We start from the raw sequence: 17123 nt of genomic DNA on the forward strand, positions 1-17123 counted from the left end.
GCTATGCCGAGGCCCACAGCCGAATCAGAAGCCCATCCCAGTACCAACAGTCTCCGACAGCACGACGAAAGGGCGCAGGCGCCGAGACACGTTAAGAACCTCTCATCCGAAGGCCTTAAGTCGTCGCCGACTGGCTTCTTCGGCAGGGCTCGCCGCGACCCGGGCGGGCGTACACCTGGTCGGTGAAGGTTTTCATCGTGAACTGGTCCGGCACCGGCGCCAGCTCGCCGGCAACACCACCGGCGACCTCGACGTTATCGGAAGCTTCGGAGTCTGTTTCGCGCGTTGAACAGGAACGGTTGGTCTTCGCCGATCCGACACGCGGCTTGACCTTCATCCGGCCGCCGACACTCGCCCGGCCGGTGCCCAGCCACCAATGCCGCTACCCTCGACGATCGCTGAGTAGCTTGAGGTAACACGGCTACCGGCACCGCTGTCCGAGATTCTGGACCCGTGATGCTGTTGCCAGCGGGGTTGGCGGAAGCCGGCGCAGAGCATCCATCCAGTGAGTCGGATGGTCGAGATTGCCGAAGCTGATCACGCGCAATTCACCCAGATGGCGCCGCCGACGGGTATCGGAGCCGATGTCATCGACGATGCGGTCTGCGCGCCGTCCGTGTGGCAGTAGCAGCTAGTCGAGGGTGGGATCGGTTTCCAGTTCGAGGTCCCCGTCCAGCTCCGGGTGCGTGTCGATGTCGTGGTCGAGAAGCCGGTCGTGGGCGTGGTCGGCGTCCTCGGTGAGGTGCTCGGGTACCGGGCGTTGGTGGGGTCGGGGCTGGGTGGCGTCGACGGCTCGGATTTTCGCGGTGGTGTCGCGTACGGCGCTGATGAGGTCTTTCATGCCGGGGTTGGTGCGGTGTGCGCGGCGGGTGAGTTCGGCGGCTGCGGCGAGTCCGGCGTAGCGGGTGGGCAGCGCAGTGGTGTACCAGTTGGTCCAGGTGTGGTGCCGTTGTTCGAGCACGTCCACCTTCGTGCGGGCGGTGTCGACGCGGCTGCGAGCGTCCTGGAGGTTGTCTTGCAGGCGTTGCAGGTCCTCGCGGGGCAGTTCGAGGGTGGCGGTTGTGGGGTGCTGTCGGATGGCATCGCGCACGCCGAGCGGGCTGGTTGCCCACCACCGTTGCCGTTGCCCGGTGGCCTGTTTCTCAGCCAGGTCGGGACGTTTCTGGGCGGCCGCGAGCTCCAGATGGCTGGCGCGCAGGTGCTGCTCGGCAGCAGCAAGTTCGGTGTGCGCGACGCGCAGCGCGCCGGCCACGTAGTCGGGAGCGCGGCGTTCGGTAGAGCGTTGCAGAGCGACAAGCTCGCGTAGCTCGTAGTCGGGTGCGGCGGCGACCTGCCCGGCGAGGGTGGCGATGCCGAGGACGATGTGCGCGCGCTGCCACGCTCCCCAACGGATGGGATCACGGGTCGACGGTTCGGGTCCGATGGGTTCGTCGCCGGTGACTGCGTACCGGTCCCGGTAGGTCGCCACAACCGCGGCGCGCGACAGCCACTGCTTATGCCCTGCTTCGTCTTCGGGAACGGCGCCCAGCGCTTGCGCCCAGGTGGGTTGGCGCAGGGCAGCGAGGTCGGCGAGCGTTTCGACGCGGCGATCGGCGCGTTCGGCGACCTGACGCAGCGCGTCGGCCAGGTCGTGGTCGCCGGTCGTGACGATGCGGGCGGTGAACGACGCTGCTTGGGCGGGGCTGGTGGCGATCCTCGGATCGGGTTGCAAGTCCTTGTACGAGGTGTCGATGCGCCAGGCGAGGACCGCGGCGACGTCCTGCGCGGAATCCAACTCGCGGCTGGCGGTGACCGAGCGCAGGACATCGAGGGGGTCGTGGCCGGCAGCGGCGAGCGCGTTGAGCCGCTGCGCAAGCGCGGGCATGGCCGGATCGGCGGCCAGGCGTGCAGCGACATCCGTGCCAGCGGCGCCGCGGACGACGGCGATGTACTGGCCGGCGGTGGCGCGGGCGGTGAGGTCGTCGTAGACCGGCCCCCAGAAGTGCAGGGAGTCCGCGTCGGCCCACAGCGTCCGTTCGGTTTCGGTGGTGGACCGGTCGGCGCTGTCGGCGCGCAGGATTTCGGCCAGGACGGTGACGCCGGCGGAGGGCTGCTGCGTGGGGTGTCCTTCGGGGGGTTCGTCGTTCACGATGACCGCGAGGAGGTTGAGCAGGCGTCCTCGGGTGGCCATCACGTAGAGCCGGGCGCGGCTGGTGGCTTCGTCGACGAGCGCGCGGGCGACATCGACGGTGCGTCCCTGCGCGGAGTCGACGGTCGCCGCGTAGGCGAGTTGCACGTGCTGGGCCACGTAGTCGGCGGGCAGCGTGGTCGCGGCCCGGGTGGTGGTGTTCTCTACCAGGAGCTCCCCGTCCGGGCCAAGCTCAAGGACCTTCCACTGGTCGCGGTTGGCGACGAAGAGGCCCCCGGCGGCCAGTTCGCGGTCGTTGCGGCGGGTCACGACCGTGTCCCCGACGCCGGCCTTGGTGCCGTTGCCGAGCTGCACGGTGCGCCCCGCCGGGACGACGCCGGCACGGATCAACGAGCGGCGGGCCTGCGCCGCGATGACGGCGGCGTCAGCTTCGGTCTCGACCAGGATGAGACTGGTACGGCCTTGCAGGATGTCCGCGGTCCACCCGTCGATGACCCGCCGGGTGAGGGTCTCGCGGTCCCCGGACATGACTCGGCCGCGGCGGTCGTATTCGGCGAGCACGGTCGTGTCTCCGGCGCGCAGTCGGAGCGACGCGGGGCCTTCCCACACGTCGGTGAACCGGCGGACCTCCCGCAGCTCGACGGTGTTGCCGAGCGAGGCGAGGTAGCGGAACATGCCGCCGGGCCCGATCGCGGAGATCTGCTCCGGGTCGCCCACCAAAATGAGCTTCCCGGCGACTGGTTCGAGTAGATGCGCCAGGTGTACCAGGTCAGGGGTGGAGACCTGGGATGCCTCGTCGACGATCACCCATTGCCCTGGAGCGAAGGCCCAATCAGCGGTGGTGGTGCCCTCCGGCGGCGAGTGCTGGGCGTGCAGCCACATGGCGATGTTCTCGGTGCGAATACCACCCTTGCCGTTGGCGTCTGCGGTGGCAGCGGCGAGGACGAACGCGGCGTTCTGCCCCACTGTCAACCCCAGCACTGGCACGCCCGCCTCGTGTCCGGCGGCGGCGACGGCACGTTGCAGGTAGGTCTTGCCGGTGCCGGCGGGACCGACGATGCCGGTGACCCGCCGGTCGTCACCGAGCACGGCGTGCAGCGCTGTCCGCTTCTCTACGGACAGGTCGAGGTCGTCGGCCACCCGGTCCAGCAGCACGTTTGGAGCTGCGGTGGCCCCGCGGCGGGCGGCGTAAGCAATGAAGTCCTTCTCCGCGTTCAGGACCGGCTCGGTGGAGAACACCAGGTCGCGGTGGCGGCTGTAGATGCTTTGCCGGTCACTGCCGCGCAGCAGCGACGGCCCCCACTCGACCAACGCGGGCGGCGTCAACACGCGCAGACCAGCGGTTCGCGTACGCACGGCGCGGGCGGCGAGGCGCTGCACGTCCTGCCAGTCCGCCCGCCTTGCGGTTGGGGCAACGTGCAGGATCCGGCCGAGCGCCAGCTCGAGGTGGTCGATCCTGAATACCGCTCGTTGGGCGGTGACGTCGGCGACCGCCCGTTCGACCGCCAGATGCGGCAGTCGCCGGATCGCGGCGTTGACCATCCGGGCGCGATCGTCGTCACGATCGATACCAAGGTCGAGGGCCGCCGAGTTCAGGTTTTCTACGCTCAGCTCACGCGCTGGACGTTCCCGGACGGCGTGCCTGATCACCCGCCGGGCGTCGCGGTCGACGTCATCGAGGACGCGGCCGGAGACGATCTGCCGCACCTCCGTCGTGGTGTCCAGGCCTGCCGCCCGATCCTCGCGCCGCCACCTAGCGACCGCTTGGCGGGTCGACTCCGTCCCGTGCTTGACCGGTCGGGTGCTCAGGGTGGCGTCCTGGGCGGAGCGCCGCCACCGCCCGATCGTGAGCCCCTGCCGACCGCTCCCGGGAGTGGTGGCGCGGCCGGTCATTTCGGCCTCGATGGCCGCGCGGCGCTTCGCATACTGCACGAGCGCGCGGGCACTGATCCCGACGATCTCCCGGATCGGCGAGTTCGCGCGCTCGGCGAACCGGACCCCGAGGCGTTTCCCGAGTTCGTTCTCGACGGCCCGTTCGTAGGCGACCCTTGCGCCGATGCTGGCCTGGTAGAACGCTCTGCTGTCCAGGGCGAGCCACTGCTCACGACCGTCGCGGACGACGCGCACCTTCGAGCTGACGATGATGTGCGAGTGCAGCTGGGGGTCCTGTTCACGCGACATGCGGTGGTCGAACACCATCGCCGCCAAGCCGTCGGTGTCGACCTGCGTGATCCCGTTCGTGCCCGTGCGCGTGAACGCGCCGTGCGCCCGCAGGTGCTCAAGGGTGGCGCGGACGCCCTCGTGGTGGGCGGCCATGACCTGTTGCTTGACGTGGTCATCGCCGAACGCCCACAACAGCGACACACTCTTGACCGGGGAGACGGTGACGTCGAAGCCCGCCACCGGCCGCCGCTCCGGCGCCGTCCAGATGGACAACCACACCTGCGCGACCTGCTCGTAGGTCGCGTCAGCGGGGAGCTTTCCCCACGCCGTCTCGGTCGCCGACGTGCGCGCAGCATCGTCCATCGGCACGTACTGGCGCCACAACCTGCCGAGCTGCTCGCCGCTTACGGGGTGTTTGCCCTCGCCGATCAGGTTACGCATCTGCGGCTCGGTGACCTCGCCGCGAAGCCCGAACAGGGCGTGGCTCTGGCCGGCCCACCAGCCGGGCGCCTCGCCGTTGGCGGCCGGGTCGGCGTGGTAGGCGACCACCGAGGAGCTGGCGGCGGGCCGGAAATCGTGGCGGCCGGTGGCGACCTGCTGGGTCAGATAAGTGATCCCCGCACCGGGTGCGATACGGGTGACCGAGAGCATGACGCCCAGCGTAGGCCGCGACCCGCCCCCTTATCGACATTGGAATGCCAGGGGGTGTGCATATTCCACAAGAGCATGGAGAGGCACCCGAACATGCGTGCAGGTGGCTGCGGGTGTGGCCAGTAATGAACGAATGGGCGAGAAATTCAGACCAACTATGAACGATTCCAGGTCATAGCCTGACTGCTCGGGTAATAGGTAGCGTGATTTTATGGCGAGTAGGGCGACGAACGAGACGATTGCGGAACTAAAACGACGTCAGGCGGCAGAGCTGGAAGCGTTGACCGATGTGACGGCGGCGTCGGGAACCGTCGACCGCGTCCGGCAGCGGCGCGCGGACGCGTTGGAGCGGCTGGATGCGGACGTGCGCGATGCGGAAGGCCGCGAGGATATGGCGCTGGCCGTGCTGGCGGTGCTGCGCCCGGACGTGGCGGCGGGAATCGCGGACGTGACGGCGGCGCGGGTGCGACAGGCGCAGCAACGCGCGCCGGTGGAGGAGGTCGGCGCGCGGGTGCAAGAGCTGACCGGGGCCGCGCCGCCGCGTCGGCGGGGGCGCCCGCGTGGCGCGGGTCGACCGGCGGCGGAGACGCCGGGCAGAGTTCCGGCGGCAGGCGGGAGTTACGACGATGGCCCGATCGCGGGCGGTTCGCCGGACATGCCGGACGGGTTGCCGTCGAATGACGGCAACCCTTGAGCGGCTGTGACGGCGGGTGTCTTTAGGCGTTGCCCGCGTCGGCGAGGGTCACGCCGTACTGACCGAAGATCGCTTCGGCGCGCTCGGTGGCGGCGGCGTCGAGCGGTGCTCGGTCGTCGTGGTGGTTGGCCAGCACCGGGGCTAGCTGCTCGGCGATGTCGGTTAGGTCGTCGAGGGTGAGGGTGGCGACGGTGGGGGCGAACGGCATCGGTGGGTCCTTCGGGCCGTGGGGTGTTGAGCCTGGGGTGCGCCGCGCGATAGCCTTGGGATCGACCTGCTTTCACGGCGCGTTCGCGCGCCGGTGAATCGTTTGGTCAGCGTTTGGCCGACGGACCTTGCCCGGTACAACCTCTCGGGGTTGTCCCCTTCGGGGGCCGTCGGCCTCTTACGTGCCAGGGGCAAGCGGCGTCGGGTGCGCTGCGGTCGGCATGTACGCGGGCGCGGGGTGCGGGCGGAGTTCGCGGCCCCGGTTGCCTTTTCCGGGAGCCGCGAACTCCGCAGAGTCAGTGACCTAGAACGGGCAGGGCAGGGCGCTCGTGTCGAACAGCGGCGCGGACAGCATGGCGACCAGTGCCGGGGGGTCGGCGCGTCCTTCATTCTTCTCGTCGGTCTTGAGCATGTCGATCAGGTCGTCGGGGACTTTCGCGTAGGTGCTCACCATGTCCACGACAGCGCCCGGGTCGGTGACCTCGAAGAAGTCATCGCCGATGGCGTGGGTGGGGGCGTCGTACTCGTTGTCGTCGCCGGTCAGGTAGACGTGGGCGAAGTACGAGCAGAGCGGGCGGTCCCATCCGACGATGACGCAGGAGACAGTCTCGTCGATGGGCACGAGTTCGCGACGGCTCACGATTCCTACTTTCAGTTGTTAATCGTTTATCAGCGTTGCCAGGGTTTGCCCTCCCTGACTCGTTAATCATAGCGCATTTAGTGGCATTTATCTATGCGCTGACCTGGCCTTATTTGTGGTGTTGACTGTTTGTTTTCGGGCCTTGCCGTAGGTGGCTCGGTGTTTGTGGGTCATCCCGTCGCCTGATCTTCGATTCATCGCGCCGGGCGTCGGGCCGCAAGTGGGTTCCTTGTGGTTCGGCGTTCGGTGTGATTACCCCTTGGGGCAGGCGGCGGGATGACCCACGCCGAGACACCCACCCACCGTGAGAAATAGTTGCTGCTCATCCCGGAGCCTGCCCCGCCGGCGAGGCGCGGGGTCCAGCGCCGGCGCTGGCCCGGCGGGAGGCCATCGGCCGCAGGCCGATTCGCTGGACGTCGCGTTCCTGCATGCTGCGGATACCGGACCGAAACGGGGCACTGGCGGGTGGAGGACCCGAAGGTCCTCCACCGGTGCCCGCTAGTAGTTGCGGACGATAGCCAGTTCGATCATGTCGGCTGCGCGGTCGGGGTTGAAGGCGTCCTTCTCGCCGGTTAGGACGTAACGGCGGCGGGGGCGGCGGGCCGCGTCGTCGGCGCCCGTGTCGCGGCGGGTGCGGCGGACGGTGAGGTCAGAGGTGCGGTACATGGCGTTGCCTCCTCGGCGGTGTGTGGGTGCGGCTGGCTCCCGTTCGTGCCCGGGGCTGCCGCGTTGCCAGGTCGGTGGCTGCCCGTGGTCGGCCGAGTGGTGGTCAAGCAGGAAGGGCAGGAGATCTTGGAAGCGTGGCCGCCTTCCGGGAGATGAATTAGTGACCGCGCTTCCAAGATGTACTGACCGGCTTGACCGTTGCCGGTCGGCTCGGGCACCACTGGGGGCCGGGAATGCGGTACCCCGGCATGAACGGCGGCCTGCATCCCATCGCCGCCACGGTGACGCCATGTGTGTCAACGCTTTCTGAAGACTGACCCCCTGTGGTCCCGAGAGACGCCAGGGGGTCAGTTTTCAGGAGACGGCGACACATGTGCGCCTTTGGCGTGCCGTTCGCCGCGCCGAGGCACCCGGGACAGTGGCGGCGGTGCTGTCCATGACGGCTACGGCCTGCCGGCGGTAGGCTTCTCCAGGCGGCTATCGGGCCGCAGGCTCGATCCGGCATTAACCGTTCCCACCCGGTCACGGTGATAGGGGCGGCTGGTCCGTTCTGGACGCGCCAGCGGCCATGGGCCGGCCGCACCGGTCCGGCGGGAGCATACGGTCTGTACCCTCGCCCACCTACGCAAAGAAGATCTTGATCGTGGTTCTTGTCGCGGGGGTTCGTCGTTGACGCCTGCTCTGCGGCGAGCTTCGAGTGCAGGATGCCGGCATAAGTCAGAACGTTGCCGCGGATCGCCGGGGTGTCGGCGGGTGGAGCGGGCTGAGTTCGGTCTGCTGGAGGGCTGGTGCGCTGCCATCTGTAGGCGTCCAATATCGGGCTGGTGACGAGGTGGTGTGCTGCCCGGCCGGGTGCGAACCGGCCGGGCAGGGGTGAGGGCTATGACGTCAGGGTGGGGGTGGCCTGCTCGGTGGATTCGGTCACGACGGTGAAGCCTGTGGTGTCTCCGCCGAGCAGGGCGTAGGCCACGCCGCTTTCGTCGACTGTTCGTCCGCGCAGTCCTGCCTCGGTGACAGTGAACGTGACCGAGTATGTGAGGACTGGCAGGACAACCTCGTCCAGGTCGTAGATGTCGACGAGCTCTCGATACAGGCGGTGGGGGCCGCTGCCGTCGTAGCCGAGGTAGATGGCCTTCTTGATGGCCGCCTTCAGGCGGGCCTTGGTGACGAACGGGTCGGTCTCTTCGACCGGGGTGAAACGTTCGACGGCGACAGCGTCGTTGCCGTAGCAGGCGTTGCAGAACCGATCGCCGCATGCGTTGCCGGCCGGCTTGAATGTCAAGCCTTCGTTGAGCGCCTCCTTGGTGACGTACTCGGCGTCATCGCACCAGCTGTTGTCGCGGGCGTGCTTACGGACGGCAGCGAGGACGTCGGCCAGGTACACCGAGCCCTCCGGGACGGCCGGCCGCTCGGTAGTGGTGGCCGTCTGATCGGCGGAGATCGTCTGGTCGACGAGGTTCTCGGTCATGGTGCATGCCTCCAACAGGCGCAGTATCCCGATGCGGCCCTTCCTGTGGGATCGGGTGATCCCGGCGCTGGGGTGCCGCGCTGACGGGCCGGTCAGAGCCCGCCGGGGTCGGGGGTGCAAACCCTGTTCGAGCGGACGATCTTGGCGTCGAGCGCAGCGAGACACGATCGCCAAGATGGTCTGCCGGATTTGCTAACCCCCGGCGCCGGTGAGGCTGACCTTCGGGTCCTCAGCGAGCGCACCCAGACGCTCTGTGGATTGCTCGTAACGGGGGGCGCGTCATCTAGTCGGTGGCGGCCCGGCGACTGCGGTGACCTCGGTGCGAGACCTTCACGCTCTCACCGTCTGCGTGCGGTCAGCCCAAGTAGGCGGCGCGCTGACGATGATGATCGTGTCGTCGTCGGCGGACAGGTTTGCGGCACCTGCAGGCCGAGTTCTGTGACGATCGGGTGGTGGCGTGCGGCGTCGATGATCTGGGCCATGGTGCGGTGGCTCTGGAACGTGCGTCCCTTCAGGTCTCCGGATGCGCGGCCACGGGCGATGTTCGCCTGTTCGATCGCGAGGTATTCGGCGGCGACGTCGGGTCGCAGAGCGGCGGCGAGCACGAGGTCGTCGAGTCCTGCCAGGACACAGAAACTACAGCTGAGCCTGCGCATACCGGCTCGGTACACCCAGTGGTACGGCAGTTGCTCGGTGTGGATGGTCTGCCATACCTGCTCGTCGGTGTAGTGGTGGATCGGGTACCACTCGTCGACGGTCCGGCGGCTGTTGACGTTGGCGTTGGCCACGAACGGGGTCTTCTTCGCGCGGGCTGCTGATTCGGCGGCGCGGAAACCGAAGACGTAGAGGAGCCGGGCCGGTCGGTCGAGGGCGAGGCGCTGGTAGCGGGCGGTGATGAACTTTTGCCCCGGTTGGCGCTTTTCGGCGCTGGTGCAGAACCGTCGTCCGCCGTCCGGGAATCGGCCGCGTTCGGCGATGCGGTCGAGCAGATCACCAGGTGTGGGGTTGGAGGTTACGAACAGGGTGAGGCCGAGCCGGTCGCATTGTTGGGTCACGAGTTGTTCGGTGCCGGGTTGGTCGCCGTACGCGGCGAGTAGTTGCGGTGCGTTTGGGCCGATGTCGGCGGTGCCGGGCCAGGTGACGCGGTCGCCGAGCCGGTTGTATTGCACGACGACGCGGTGCAGCGGGTAGCCCTGGGCGACGGCCAACCGCCGGATGGCGGCCTTCGTCACGAGCGAGTCCTTGCCGCCGGAGGAATTGACGATCACTTCGTCGTAGTTGTGCAGGTGGGGAACGGGCTCGAGGTTGTCGAGGGCGCGGTGCTCGAGCTGGCGCGCGCGTCCGGGTGGGACAGTAGTTCGCGGTTCACGCATGGAGGTGCTCCGAGGATGGCTGGTCGACGGTGACGGGGTAGGCGACGCTGGGCAGCCCGAGAGGGCGCGTCGGCGGGTAGCGTGGCCGCCGAGGCTGAGGACGACTTGGTGGCTGCCGCGGCGCCGGACGCGCGCGGCGTGCGTTCGTGCAGAGCACTGCGTAGATGTCGGCGCCGTACGGGATCGCAGCGGACGGATCTAGTCCGGCTTCCGTGCGCTGGTGCCGCTGTGCGTCGGCGGTGGGCTGACGGTGAAACGCCGCTGACGGCGCTGTTGCAATGCGGCGCGCTGAGCGTCGGCCTGTTCTTGCCAGGAACGAAAGGTGCGGTGACCGAGCAGGGCGAGGACCTTCGGGATTTTGTTCGCTGTCATCCCGACGGGGCTGGGGCCATCGACTGCGAGTAGGTCGGAGGCGGCTTGATCGTGGTGGTCGGCGGCGTGCAGTGCCTCGACGGTGGGAAACACGTCGGCGACGCGGTGCCGTGCGGGGTCGAGGCTTGTGTCTTGAGTGCCGCCGTAGCTGTAGACCCAGGCGAAATTCGGCGGGGGATCGGGGGCGACGAGGCGTTCGATGCGGTCGACTTCCTTGGTGTAGGCGTAGAACCGGCTCGTGCGACAGGCGTCCCAGACGTGACGCCACGCGAAGAGGTAGTCATCGCTGATTCTCCAGGGGTCTCACCGCCTTAGGTGGACGCCTCGCCAGAGTTTGCGCAGCTCAGCAGCTATATGATGCGAGACTAAAGATCACAACAGATGTTGCGCAACCGACCTCGTCGGGAGCTGCCCCTTCGGGTGAACGCAGTGAACTGCCCTCCGAACAGGACTGCTTCCCGAGCCCGGTCGAGCGGGCCGTTTATGCCCGAATATGGCCTTCCGTAACTTCCGGATCCGGAGCTATGTCGCCGCTCCAACACCGGCTCTTGGGGGCGAGAGCCAGCGCACACAGCTACGCGCCGAGTCCGCTGCCGTCACAGCGCCGCGACAGGGAGGCGTTGGCTCATCGCGGATGCGGCGACATAGCCGCATGGCAACCGATATGCGCGCCGCCGTTTTTCACCCAGGGGCTCGAGCGCCCTCTACCGTGATTCATTGGACTGGCCGGCGCAGCTTCCGGGCGTTGACCTGTGGCTCTCGTACCTGGACGGCGCGCGAGTTCACCACGCTCTCGGGTAATTCCTCCTCCTTGCCTTTTGGGTTAAGCTATCGCGCGCGGTATCTGGACCCGCCAGAGCAAGCCTTCCCCCAGCCTTGTTTCGATGGCGCTGGCATGCAAGGAGAGCTATGTCGACCATCGATCTTGATGACGTGCAGACGGACTTCCTGCCGGCCAAGCGGATGCTTGAGCGCCTCGCGCTCGCACGAGAAGACTCGGACGCGGCGTACTTTTTCGATTTGATGTACCTCGGCGAAATGCTGGTGAAGCTGCTTGTCGTTGAGCTTCTCACAGGCATGACGGATGACAGAGAGCATCATCGATACGCCCTCGAATATAGGCTACTTCGCGCAGATGGAATCGGGGAATGGGCCAGCGTTCTTGATGAAGCGGCAACTGGGACAGCAAGTCAGCACCTGACGCCCTACGTCCGAGATTCCCAGATGGCCTTGACCATCAGTTGCGGCCCCGACGACCCCAGCTGGCAGCGTGCTGCAGTGGACAGCCTGAGTCGGGCCTGCCTGGAAATCGACCCAAAAGTCGAGGAGACGAGTAATCGGAAAGTTAGCCTCCGCGTTTGGGTGCGGACCTTCGTATGGCTGAGGAATCGAACCCGCGGCCACGGCGCGCCTAAAACCGCGCGCCTCGCCGGAGCCTGCTTAGACTTGCATAAGTCCCTAGCCCTCATTCTGACCAATGCTCCAGCATTTCAGCGGCCATGGGCCTACTTGAAGCGAAACTTGTCCGGAAAGTATCGTGTTAGTGTTTTTAGTGGGAGACGCGAACAATTTGTGTATCTAACGAAAGAAAACAATCACTCTTTATCTGACGGGGTTTATCTCTTCAACGAAGAGCCGAGACACGCAAATCTTTTGTTTACCGATCCCGATCTCACTGATTTCTTCTTGCCGAACGGGGCTTTCCGAAATCAGGCGTTCGAATGTCTGTCCTATATAACCGATGAACGACAGGAGCAGGACGGCTCTGCGTACCTTCTACCCGTTGAAGCGCTCCCGCCGAGCGAAACGGCCGCTTCTCCAGACCTTGACGTTGTCGGGAACGTCTTCACGAACATGCCACCGCGACGCCAGGGGTACGTCAAGCGTGCAGCCCTCGAAGCAGAGCTTAAGGCGCGGCTCACTGATGATCGGCACCCGGTCGTAACGCTTCAGGGGCGAGGAGGAATCGGGAAGACGTCACTCGCGCTTGAAGTGCTACATCAACTCTCTGCGTGTGATTCCCTATTCGCTATCGTGTGGTTCAGCGCTCGCGATATCGACCTTCTTTCAGAGGGTCCGCGCGTGGTGAAAGCAGACGTGCTGAGTGCGGAGGATATTGCTCGAGACTTCGCCAACATGATGAGGCCCGGCGAAACGCTGAAGTCAAAGGAAGCCAAGACGTTTCTCACGGAATGTTTGTCGGGGACATCAGCTAATGGGCCTTTCCTTTTTGTGGTCGACAACTTTGAAACGATTCGAGGGCAGGCTGAACTATACGCCTTCTTAAGCAATGCTGTTCGCCTACCGAATAAAGTTCTCATCACCACAAGGACCCGTGATTTCAAAGCGGACTACCCGATTGAGGTGAGAGGTATGGCGCGGGAAGAGTTTGCCGATCTCGTAAGCGAGAATGCACTACGCCTGGGGATAAGTAGCCTTCTGGATGAAGGTTATAGAGATGACTTGTTTGAGGAGTCCGGCGGGCATCCATATATCGCGAAAGTCATGCTGGGAGAAGTGGCCCATGCTGGTCACAAGATCACCGTTAAGAGGGTTGTAGCTTCTAAAGACGCTATGCTTGACGCTCTCTTCGAAAGGTCATACGCGGCATTGACACCCGTGGCCCAAAGGGTGTTTCTGACTCTGTGCAGCTGGCGCTCTATGGTTCCCAGAGTCGGCCTCGAGGCAGTACTCCTGCGACCTGCGAACGAACGCATGGACGTCGAAAGAGGGGTCGCAGAACTAGAGCAGTCGTCCCTGATTGAGAACGTTTCTCACGAAGACGAAGATGGCGAGTTCCTGTCGGTACCCCTTGCAGCGGCCCTGTTCGGCAAGAAGAAGCTAGTTACTAGCCCGCTGAAGATTGCGGTCGACGCGGACCTGCAGCTCATTAAGGGTTTTGGCGCAATGACCACCACGGACTTGGGGCAAGGCTTTGGAAGAAGGATCGATCGACTCGCTAGAGCTATCGCGCAGAAGGCAGAGAAGGGTGCCGACCTGACACAGGAACTCGCAGTAGTTGAGTACATTGCCTCTGAATACCCGCCTGCATGGTTGACGCTCGCAGAATTGCAGCGTGACTACGTCGGATCAACCGCGGATGCAATTCATTCAATAAATCGCTACCTGGAGTCTCATCCAGATGATCAAGACGCTTGGCGCCGAGTGATCGCCCTCCATCGTGCAAACTCCGACTCGCTAGCGGAGATGCATGCTCGGCTGCAGCTTGCAGAGTTGGCCACCCTGCCGCTAAGCGAGCTCAGCGCCGCCGCTTCTAGGCTAATCGGACTATTGTCGCGTAAAGAGATCAGCCTAGACGCTGACGAGAAGCGTTTGGTGGTACGAAAACTGCGTAGCCTACTCGAAGCTCGCACAGATGAGGCAGACGCCAACGACCTCTCTCGCCTTGCGTGGCTGTGCGTGTATGACCATGATGCTGCTGCGGCGAGTAAGTGGGTATCTGCGGGTCTAGCTCTAAATCCAGAGAATGCTTACTGCTTGAAGTTGCAGAGTAGCCTCGCCGGGGAGACCGACACCTGACACCACTCTTCGAGTCGCCGGCGAGCGGGTTCTCCGATGTGCAGCGAGCGCGGTGCGCTATCGCGCGTTCACGCTCCTGAGCGAGAGCGTTGGAAGGCGCTACGCACTCATCTGGGTTGCCGGAAAGCGCTTCTCTTCGTTTAAGTGACTTAGCGTAGTCGAGCGCGGCCCGTCGGGGTCAGCATCCTTTGCTGCCTGGGGCTGCACAGACAGCCGCATGGACGATCAGGGTGCTGGTCATGAGCGGTTTAGTTGGTTCATGAGGTCACGGTTGGCCGCTCTGGCCGCCTCGACTTCTTGGTTGCGTTCAAACAGGGCGTCCTCGAGATCAACGACTTGTTGTTCGAGCTCGTTGATGCGACGCTTCATCTGGTCGACGTCGTCGGGAGCGCCGAGTCCAGACTCACGCCAGACTTGGTCACCCATGAGTTCGGAGAGCTTTTTCTCCAGTTGCCGGATCCGGGAAGCCTGCCGGTTGGCCCGATCCTGCGCATTGACGAGGTCCGTTCGCAGGGAGGCCATCGTTACGCTCGGCCTGCCCGTGATGGCGACGGGTTCTGCTTGTGCGGTGTGTATTTGCGCGAGCAGGTCGGGGTGGCGGTAGAGAAACGACCTGTCGACTTTAGCGCCTCGGGCGATGGCTGAGACGCTGATCTCGCTGCCGGCGGTGATGCTGGTGTTGAGAGCCTTGATGACGCGTTGACGGCGGCGTGCGGAGTCGGCTTGCCGGCCGTGGCTCATGTGGTCGTTCATGCGGTGCGCTCCGGTCGGACGTCGGGTAGGGGTTGACGCGCTCGTGGCAGCCCAAGCGTGACGATGGTGCCGCGGTTGCGGCGGACGATGGCGACGGCGTCTTCGATCTGGGAGCGTTCGGCCTGGGTGAGATCGTCCAGGTCGGCTTTGACCCGGGCAATCAGCCGGCGGACGCGGCTGATCTCGGCGTCGCTGGGCATCGCTTCGGCCTTGGCCCAGTGGTCGACCACGACGGTGGCCAGCAGCCGTTCGCGGTTGCGTAGGAGGTCTGCGAGGTAGGTTTCGAGGTCGGGAAGGTGCGAGATGTCGGTGCTGAAGTGGGCGCAGCCGACGCAGCGGAACCGGACGGGGCAGTCGTCGCCGTCGGCGGCGACGTTGCTGGGTTCGCTGCAGGAGCCGTAGGGGACAGCGACTTCGCTCACGGCGCGGCGGACCCGCTCGGAGTCCAGCAGGGCCTTGGCTTGGCGCCAGATCCGGTTGCCGCGGCGGTCGAACTGCATGGTGGTGACCCGTTCGACGGCGTCTCGGCGACGCTGTTCGCCGACGCGGTAGTACTGCTGGCTGGTGCTGATCTGACGGTGTGACATGAGTTCGCGTAGTACGTCGACGGCGACTCCGGCGTCGGCGTGCCGTTGCGCGTAGGTGTGGCGGTAGGCGTACAAGCAGACCCGTGCCGGGTCGAACGGTAGCTGTTTGGTGATCTGCTGGCCGTCCTCGATGACGGGGACGGGGACCAGGAGCGGCGGCAGGCTGTCGACCCACCGGCGGTGGCGCCCGGATACCCAGATCTTGCCGATCCCTTTGGCTCCGCGGGGATTGCGGGTCGGCGCGGGTAACAACTTCAGTTGATTCCGTGACGCACCGGGGAAACGGGCGATGACCCGCTGCTGCTGCGTGGTGATCAGCGCGGCGGTCGCTTCCGGGATCGGCAGCCGGCGCGCGAGACGGTTGGCTTTCAGGTTGTCGTAGATCAGGACGGGTTTGCCGTCGCCGTCGCGTTCGAGGCAGTCCCAGCGTAGTTGGCAGATTTCGTTGGGGCGCCGCCCCGTGTCGATGATCAACTCGACCGCTACTCGAAGTTCGACACTGACGTCGTCCAGGCGGGGCAGATACTGGCAGAGATGACGCATGACCTCGGGGGGAAGGTCGCGCCCACCTTCCGCGTCGTCGGGTGTTTCCGGAACGTCGTGCTGGCCGAGCGCGAAGTCCTCGGGCAGGCGATGTAGCGGCTGACCGGTGCGGGTCAGTCCCATGCCGCGCATCCGGGTCACGATGCGGCGTACGTCGCGGCATGTGTAGATCCGTTTGTGTCCGCTGACGACACCTTGTTGGTGCAGGTAGGCCATGCGATTGCCGAATGCGGTGATGTCCGTCCTCGACAGTGCCGCGAGCCGGTCGCCGCCGTCTTCGCGCTGCAGCCGGAGACTGTCCGACAGCAGTACCAGCGAGTTGATCTGCGTCTGGACTACCCGGCCGACATCGCCGCGGCGCCGGGGCAGGTCATCGTAGGCCCACCGTTTGGTGGCTTCCCGCAGCCACGGCTGGCTGATCTCGGTGAACGTGAGCGTTCCCCCGTGGCCGAACGCGGCGAGATCCCATTCGTCTTTGATCCGTTCGGTTTCCGGGCTCAGCTGCTGTCGGCGAGCGGCGGTGACCATGCTCTTGTGCACGGTGGCGGGCACCGACGCCAGCATCGTTGCTGGGATGTTCTGCAACGACCGGGCATGGCACGACAATGCGGCTGTGCAGATCGGGCGTAGCTGGTGAGGGTAGGTTCGGATTCCCTGCCGAGTACGTTCCTGCAACGCGAAAACGATCTCCGCGACGATGCGAGGCGCGAGCCCTCCCAAGCTGACCTGGTCACGGTCGACCGCGGCCGGATCGGTTTGCCGCCATCGCAGCTCATCGGCGCCGGGGTGTTCGGCGCGGTGCCGGCGCCAGCGGTCACGATGTCGCCCGCAGTAGGAGCCGGCGCCCTCGCGGTCCCGGCTGCACGCCGCCACCAGACAGACCCCGTACCCGGGCAAGGGAACGACGTCGGGGTGACGCAAGAACAGCTCCAGCGGCAGACGAACAGTGCGCAGCCGCTGCTGGTAGTGCGCGTGGCACAGTTTGGACTTCCAACCCTTGCCCGGCAGCTCGCACCCGGGCACCGAGCAGGGCACGCTTTCGTTAGACCACAGGTACACCCGGCGGACCGCAATGAAGTCCTCCAGCGCCGGCCGATCGGCCTGCCGCTGCCAGCGCGCGTCACAGGTAGGGCACAGACCGGTCGCCTTGGAGCGCGTCTGTTCGCACCCGAGCACCACGCAGACCCGGATGCCGAGCAGCGGATGTGACCGCGGGAACGTCAGCACGCGCATCTCCGGCTGCCACGACATCAGCGTCAGGAAGTCGGACTCGATCGCCCGCCACAAGCTGGCGATGATCCTGCTGTCGCCGTCGACCAATGGCACTGCCGCTCGCTG

At 65.8% G+C, this 17123-nt stretch carries 12 protein-coding genes; 2 read left to right on the forward strand and 10 right to left on the reverse strand.

Annotated elements, in window-relative coordinates; translation table 11 throughout:
* Positions 1–115 precede the first annotated feature (115 nt).
* A complete protein-coding gene (locus tag ACIA1L_RS29270) occupies positions 116–337 on the reverse strand; it encodes a hypothetical protein (protein ID WP_396076227.1) in 222 nt (73 codons plus the stop codon).
* A gap of 294 nt (positions 338–631) precedes the next feature.
* Entirely contained in the window at positions 632–4942 is a 4311-nt protein-coding gene (gene mobF / locus ACIA1L_RS29275; protein WP_396076228.1) for a MobF family relaxase, read from the reverse strand.
* A gap of 211 nt (positions 4943–5153) precedes the next feature.
* Between mobF and ACIA1L_RS29280 the strand changes: the two genes are divergently transcribed.
* Positions 5154–5636 carry a hypothetical protein gene (locus ACIA1L_RS29280; protein ID WP_396076229.1) on the forward strand — a complete coding sequence of 161 codons (483 nt, stop codon included), beginning with the start codon at positions 5154–5156 and terminating at the stop codon, positions 5634–5636.
* A 22-nt stretch (positions 5637–5658) separates the two neighbouring features.
* Here the strand turns inward: ACIA1L_RS29280 and ACIA1L_RS29285 are convergent, their stop codons facing one another.
* The 6 genes from ACIA1L_RS29285 to ACIA1L_RS29310 form a co-directional block, all read right to left on the reverse strand.
* Positions 5659–5844 (reverse strand): hypothetical protein, encoded by a 186-nt coding sequence (locus ACIA1L_RS29285; protein ID WP_396076230.1) that lies wholly within the window; start codon positions 5842–5844, stop codon positions 5659–5661.
* 303 nt (positions 5845–6147) lie between these two features.
* A complete protein-coding gene (locus tag ACIA1L_RS29290) occupies positions 6148–6483 on the reverse strand; it encodes a hypothetical protein (protein ID WP_396076231.1) in 336 nt (111 codons plus the stop codon).
* Between the two features lie 498 nt (positions 6484–6981).
* Positions 6982–7149, reverse strand: a complete 168-nt coding sequence (locus tag ACIA1L_RS29295) for a hypothetical protein (protein WP_396076232.1) — start codon at positions 7147–7149, stop codon at positions 6982–6984.
* An 880-nt stretch (positions 7150–8029) separates the two neighbouring features.
* Entirely contained in the window at positions 8030–8617 is a 588-nt protein-coding gene (locus ACIA1L_RS29300; protein WP_396076233.1) for a hypothetical protein, read from the reverse strand.
* 338 nt (positions 8618–8955) lie between these two features.
* Positions 8956–9990, reverse strand: a complete 1035-nt coding sequence (locus ACIA1L_RS29305) for a phosphoadenosine phosphosulfate reductase family protein (RefSeq protein ID WP_396076234.1) — start codon at positions 9988–9990, stop codon at positions 8956–8958.
* 198 nt (positions 9991–10188) lie between these two features.
* On the reverse strand, positions 10189–10653 hold the full coding sequence (locus tag ACIA1L_RS29310; RefSeq protein ID WP_396076262.1) for a hypothetical protein: 465 nt from the start codon (positions 10651–10653) through the stop codon (positions 10189–10191).
* A 618-nt stretch (positions 10654–11271) separates the two neighbouring features.
* Here ACIA1L_RS29310 and ACIA1L_RS29315 point away from each other — a divergent pair.
* Positions 11272–13902 carry an NB-ARC domain-containing protein gene (locus ACIA1L_RS29315; RefSeq protein ID WP_396076235.1) on the forward strand — a complete coding sequence of 877 codons (2631 nt, stop codon included), beginning with the start codon at positions 11272–11274 and terminating at the stop codon, positions 13900–13902.
* Between the two features lie 237 nt (positions 13903–14139).
* On the opposite strand, the gene ACIA1L_RS29320 is transcribed toward ACIA1L_RS29315, so the two are convergent.
* Together ACIA1L_RS29320 and ACIA1L_RS29325 are read right to left on the reverse strand one after the other, a co-directional pair.
* Positions 14140–14655 (reverse strand): DUF6262 family protein, encoded by a 516-nt coding sequence (locus tag ACIA1L_RS29320; protein ID WP_396076236.1) that lies wholly within the window; start codon positions 14653–14655, stop codon positions 14140–14142.
* Positions 14652–17111 carry a tyrosine-type recombinase/integrase gene (locus ACIA1L_RS29325; RefSeq protein WP_396076237.1) on the reverse strand — a complete coding sequence of 820 codons (2460 nt, stop codon included), beginning with the start codon at positions 17109–17111 and terminating at the stop codon, positions 14652–14654. Before ACIA1L_RS29325 ends, ACIA1L_RS29320 begins: the two co-directional genes overlap by 4 nt.
* Positions 17112–17123 lie beyond the last annotated feature (12 nt).

Origin of the sequence: Actinoplanes sp. NPDC051859, assembly GCF_044452725.1 — a bacterium.
In the GTDB taxonomy this organism is placed as follows: domain Bacteria; phylum Actinomycetota; class Actinomycetes; order Mycobacteriales; family Micromonosporaceae; genus Actinoplanes.

Excerpts from the sequence above, each read along its gene's own strand:
- ACIA1L_RS29270 (WP_396076227.1), bottom strand. The coding sequence starts at position 337 with ATGAAGGTCAAGCCGCGTGTCGGATCGGCGAAGACCAACCGTTCCTGT.
- mobF (WP_396076228.1), bottom strand. The coding sequence starts at position 4,942 with ATGCTCTCGGTCACCCGTATCGCACCCGGTGCGGGGATCACTTATCTG.
- ACIA1L_RS29280 (WP_396076229.1), top strand. The coding sequence starts at position 5,154 with ATGGCGAGTAGGGCGACGAACGAGACGATTGCGGAACTAAAACGACGT.
- ACIA1L_RS29285 (WP_396076230.1), bottom strand. The coding sequence starts at position 5,844 with ATGCCGTTCGCCCCCACCGTCGCCACCCTCACCCTCGACGACCTAACC.
- ACIA1L_RS29295 (WP_396076232.1), bottom strand. The coding sequence starts at position 7,149 with ATGTACCGCACCTCTGACCTCACCGTCCGCCGCACCCGCCGCGACACG.
- ACIA1L_RS29300 (WP_396076233.1), bottom strand. The coding sequence starts at position 8,617 with ATGACCGAGAACCTCGTCGACCAGACGATCTCCGCCGATCAGACGGCC.
- ACIA1L_RS29305 (WP_396076234.1), bottom strand. The coding sequence starts at position 9,990 with ATGCGTGAACCGCGAACTACTGTCCCACCCGGACGCGCGCGCCAGCTC.
- ACIA1L_RS29315 (WP_396076235.1), top strand. The coding sequence starts at position 11,272 with ATGTCGACCATCGATCTTGATGACGTGCAGACGGACTTCCTGCCGGCC.
- ACIA1L_RS29320 (WP_396076236.1), bottom strand. The coding sequence starts at position 14,655 with ATGAACGACCACATGAGCCACGGCCGGCAAGCCGACTCCGCACGCCGC.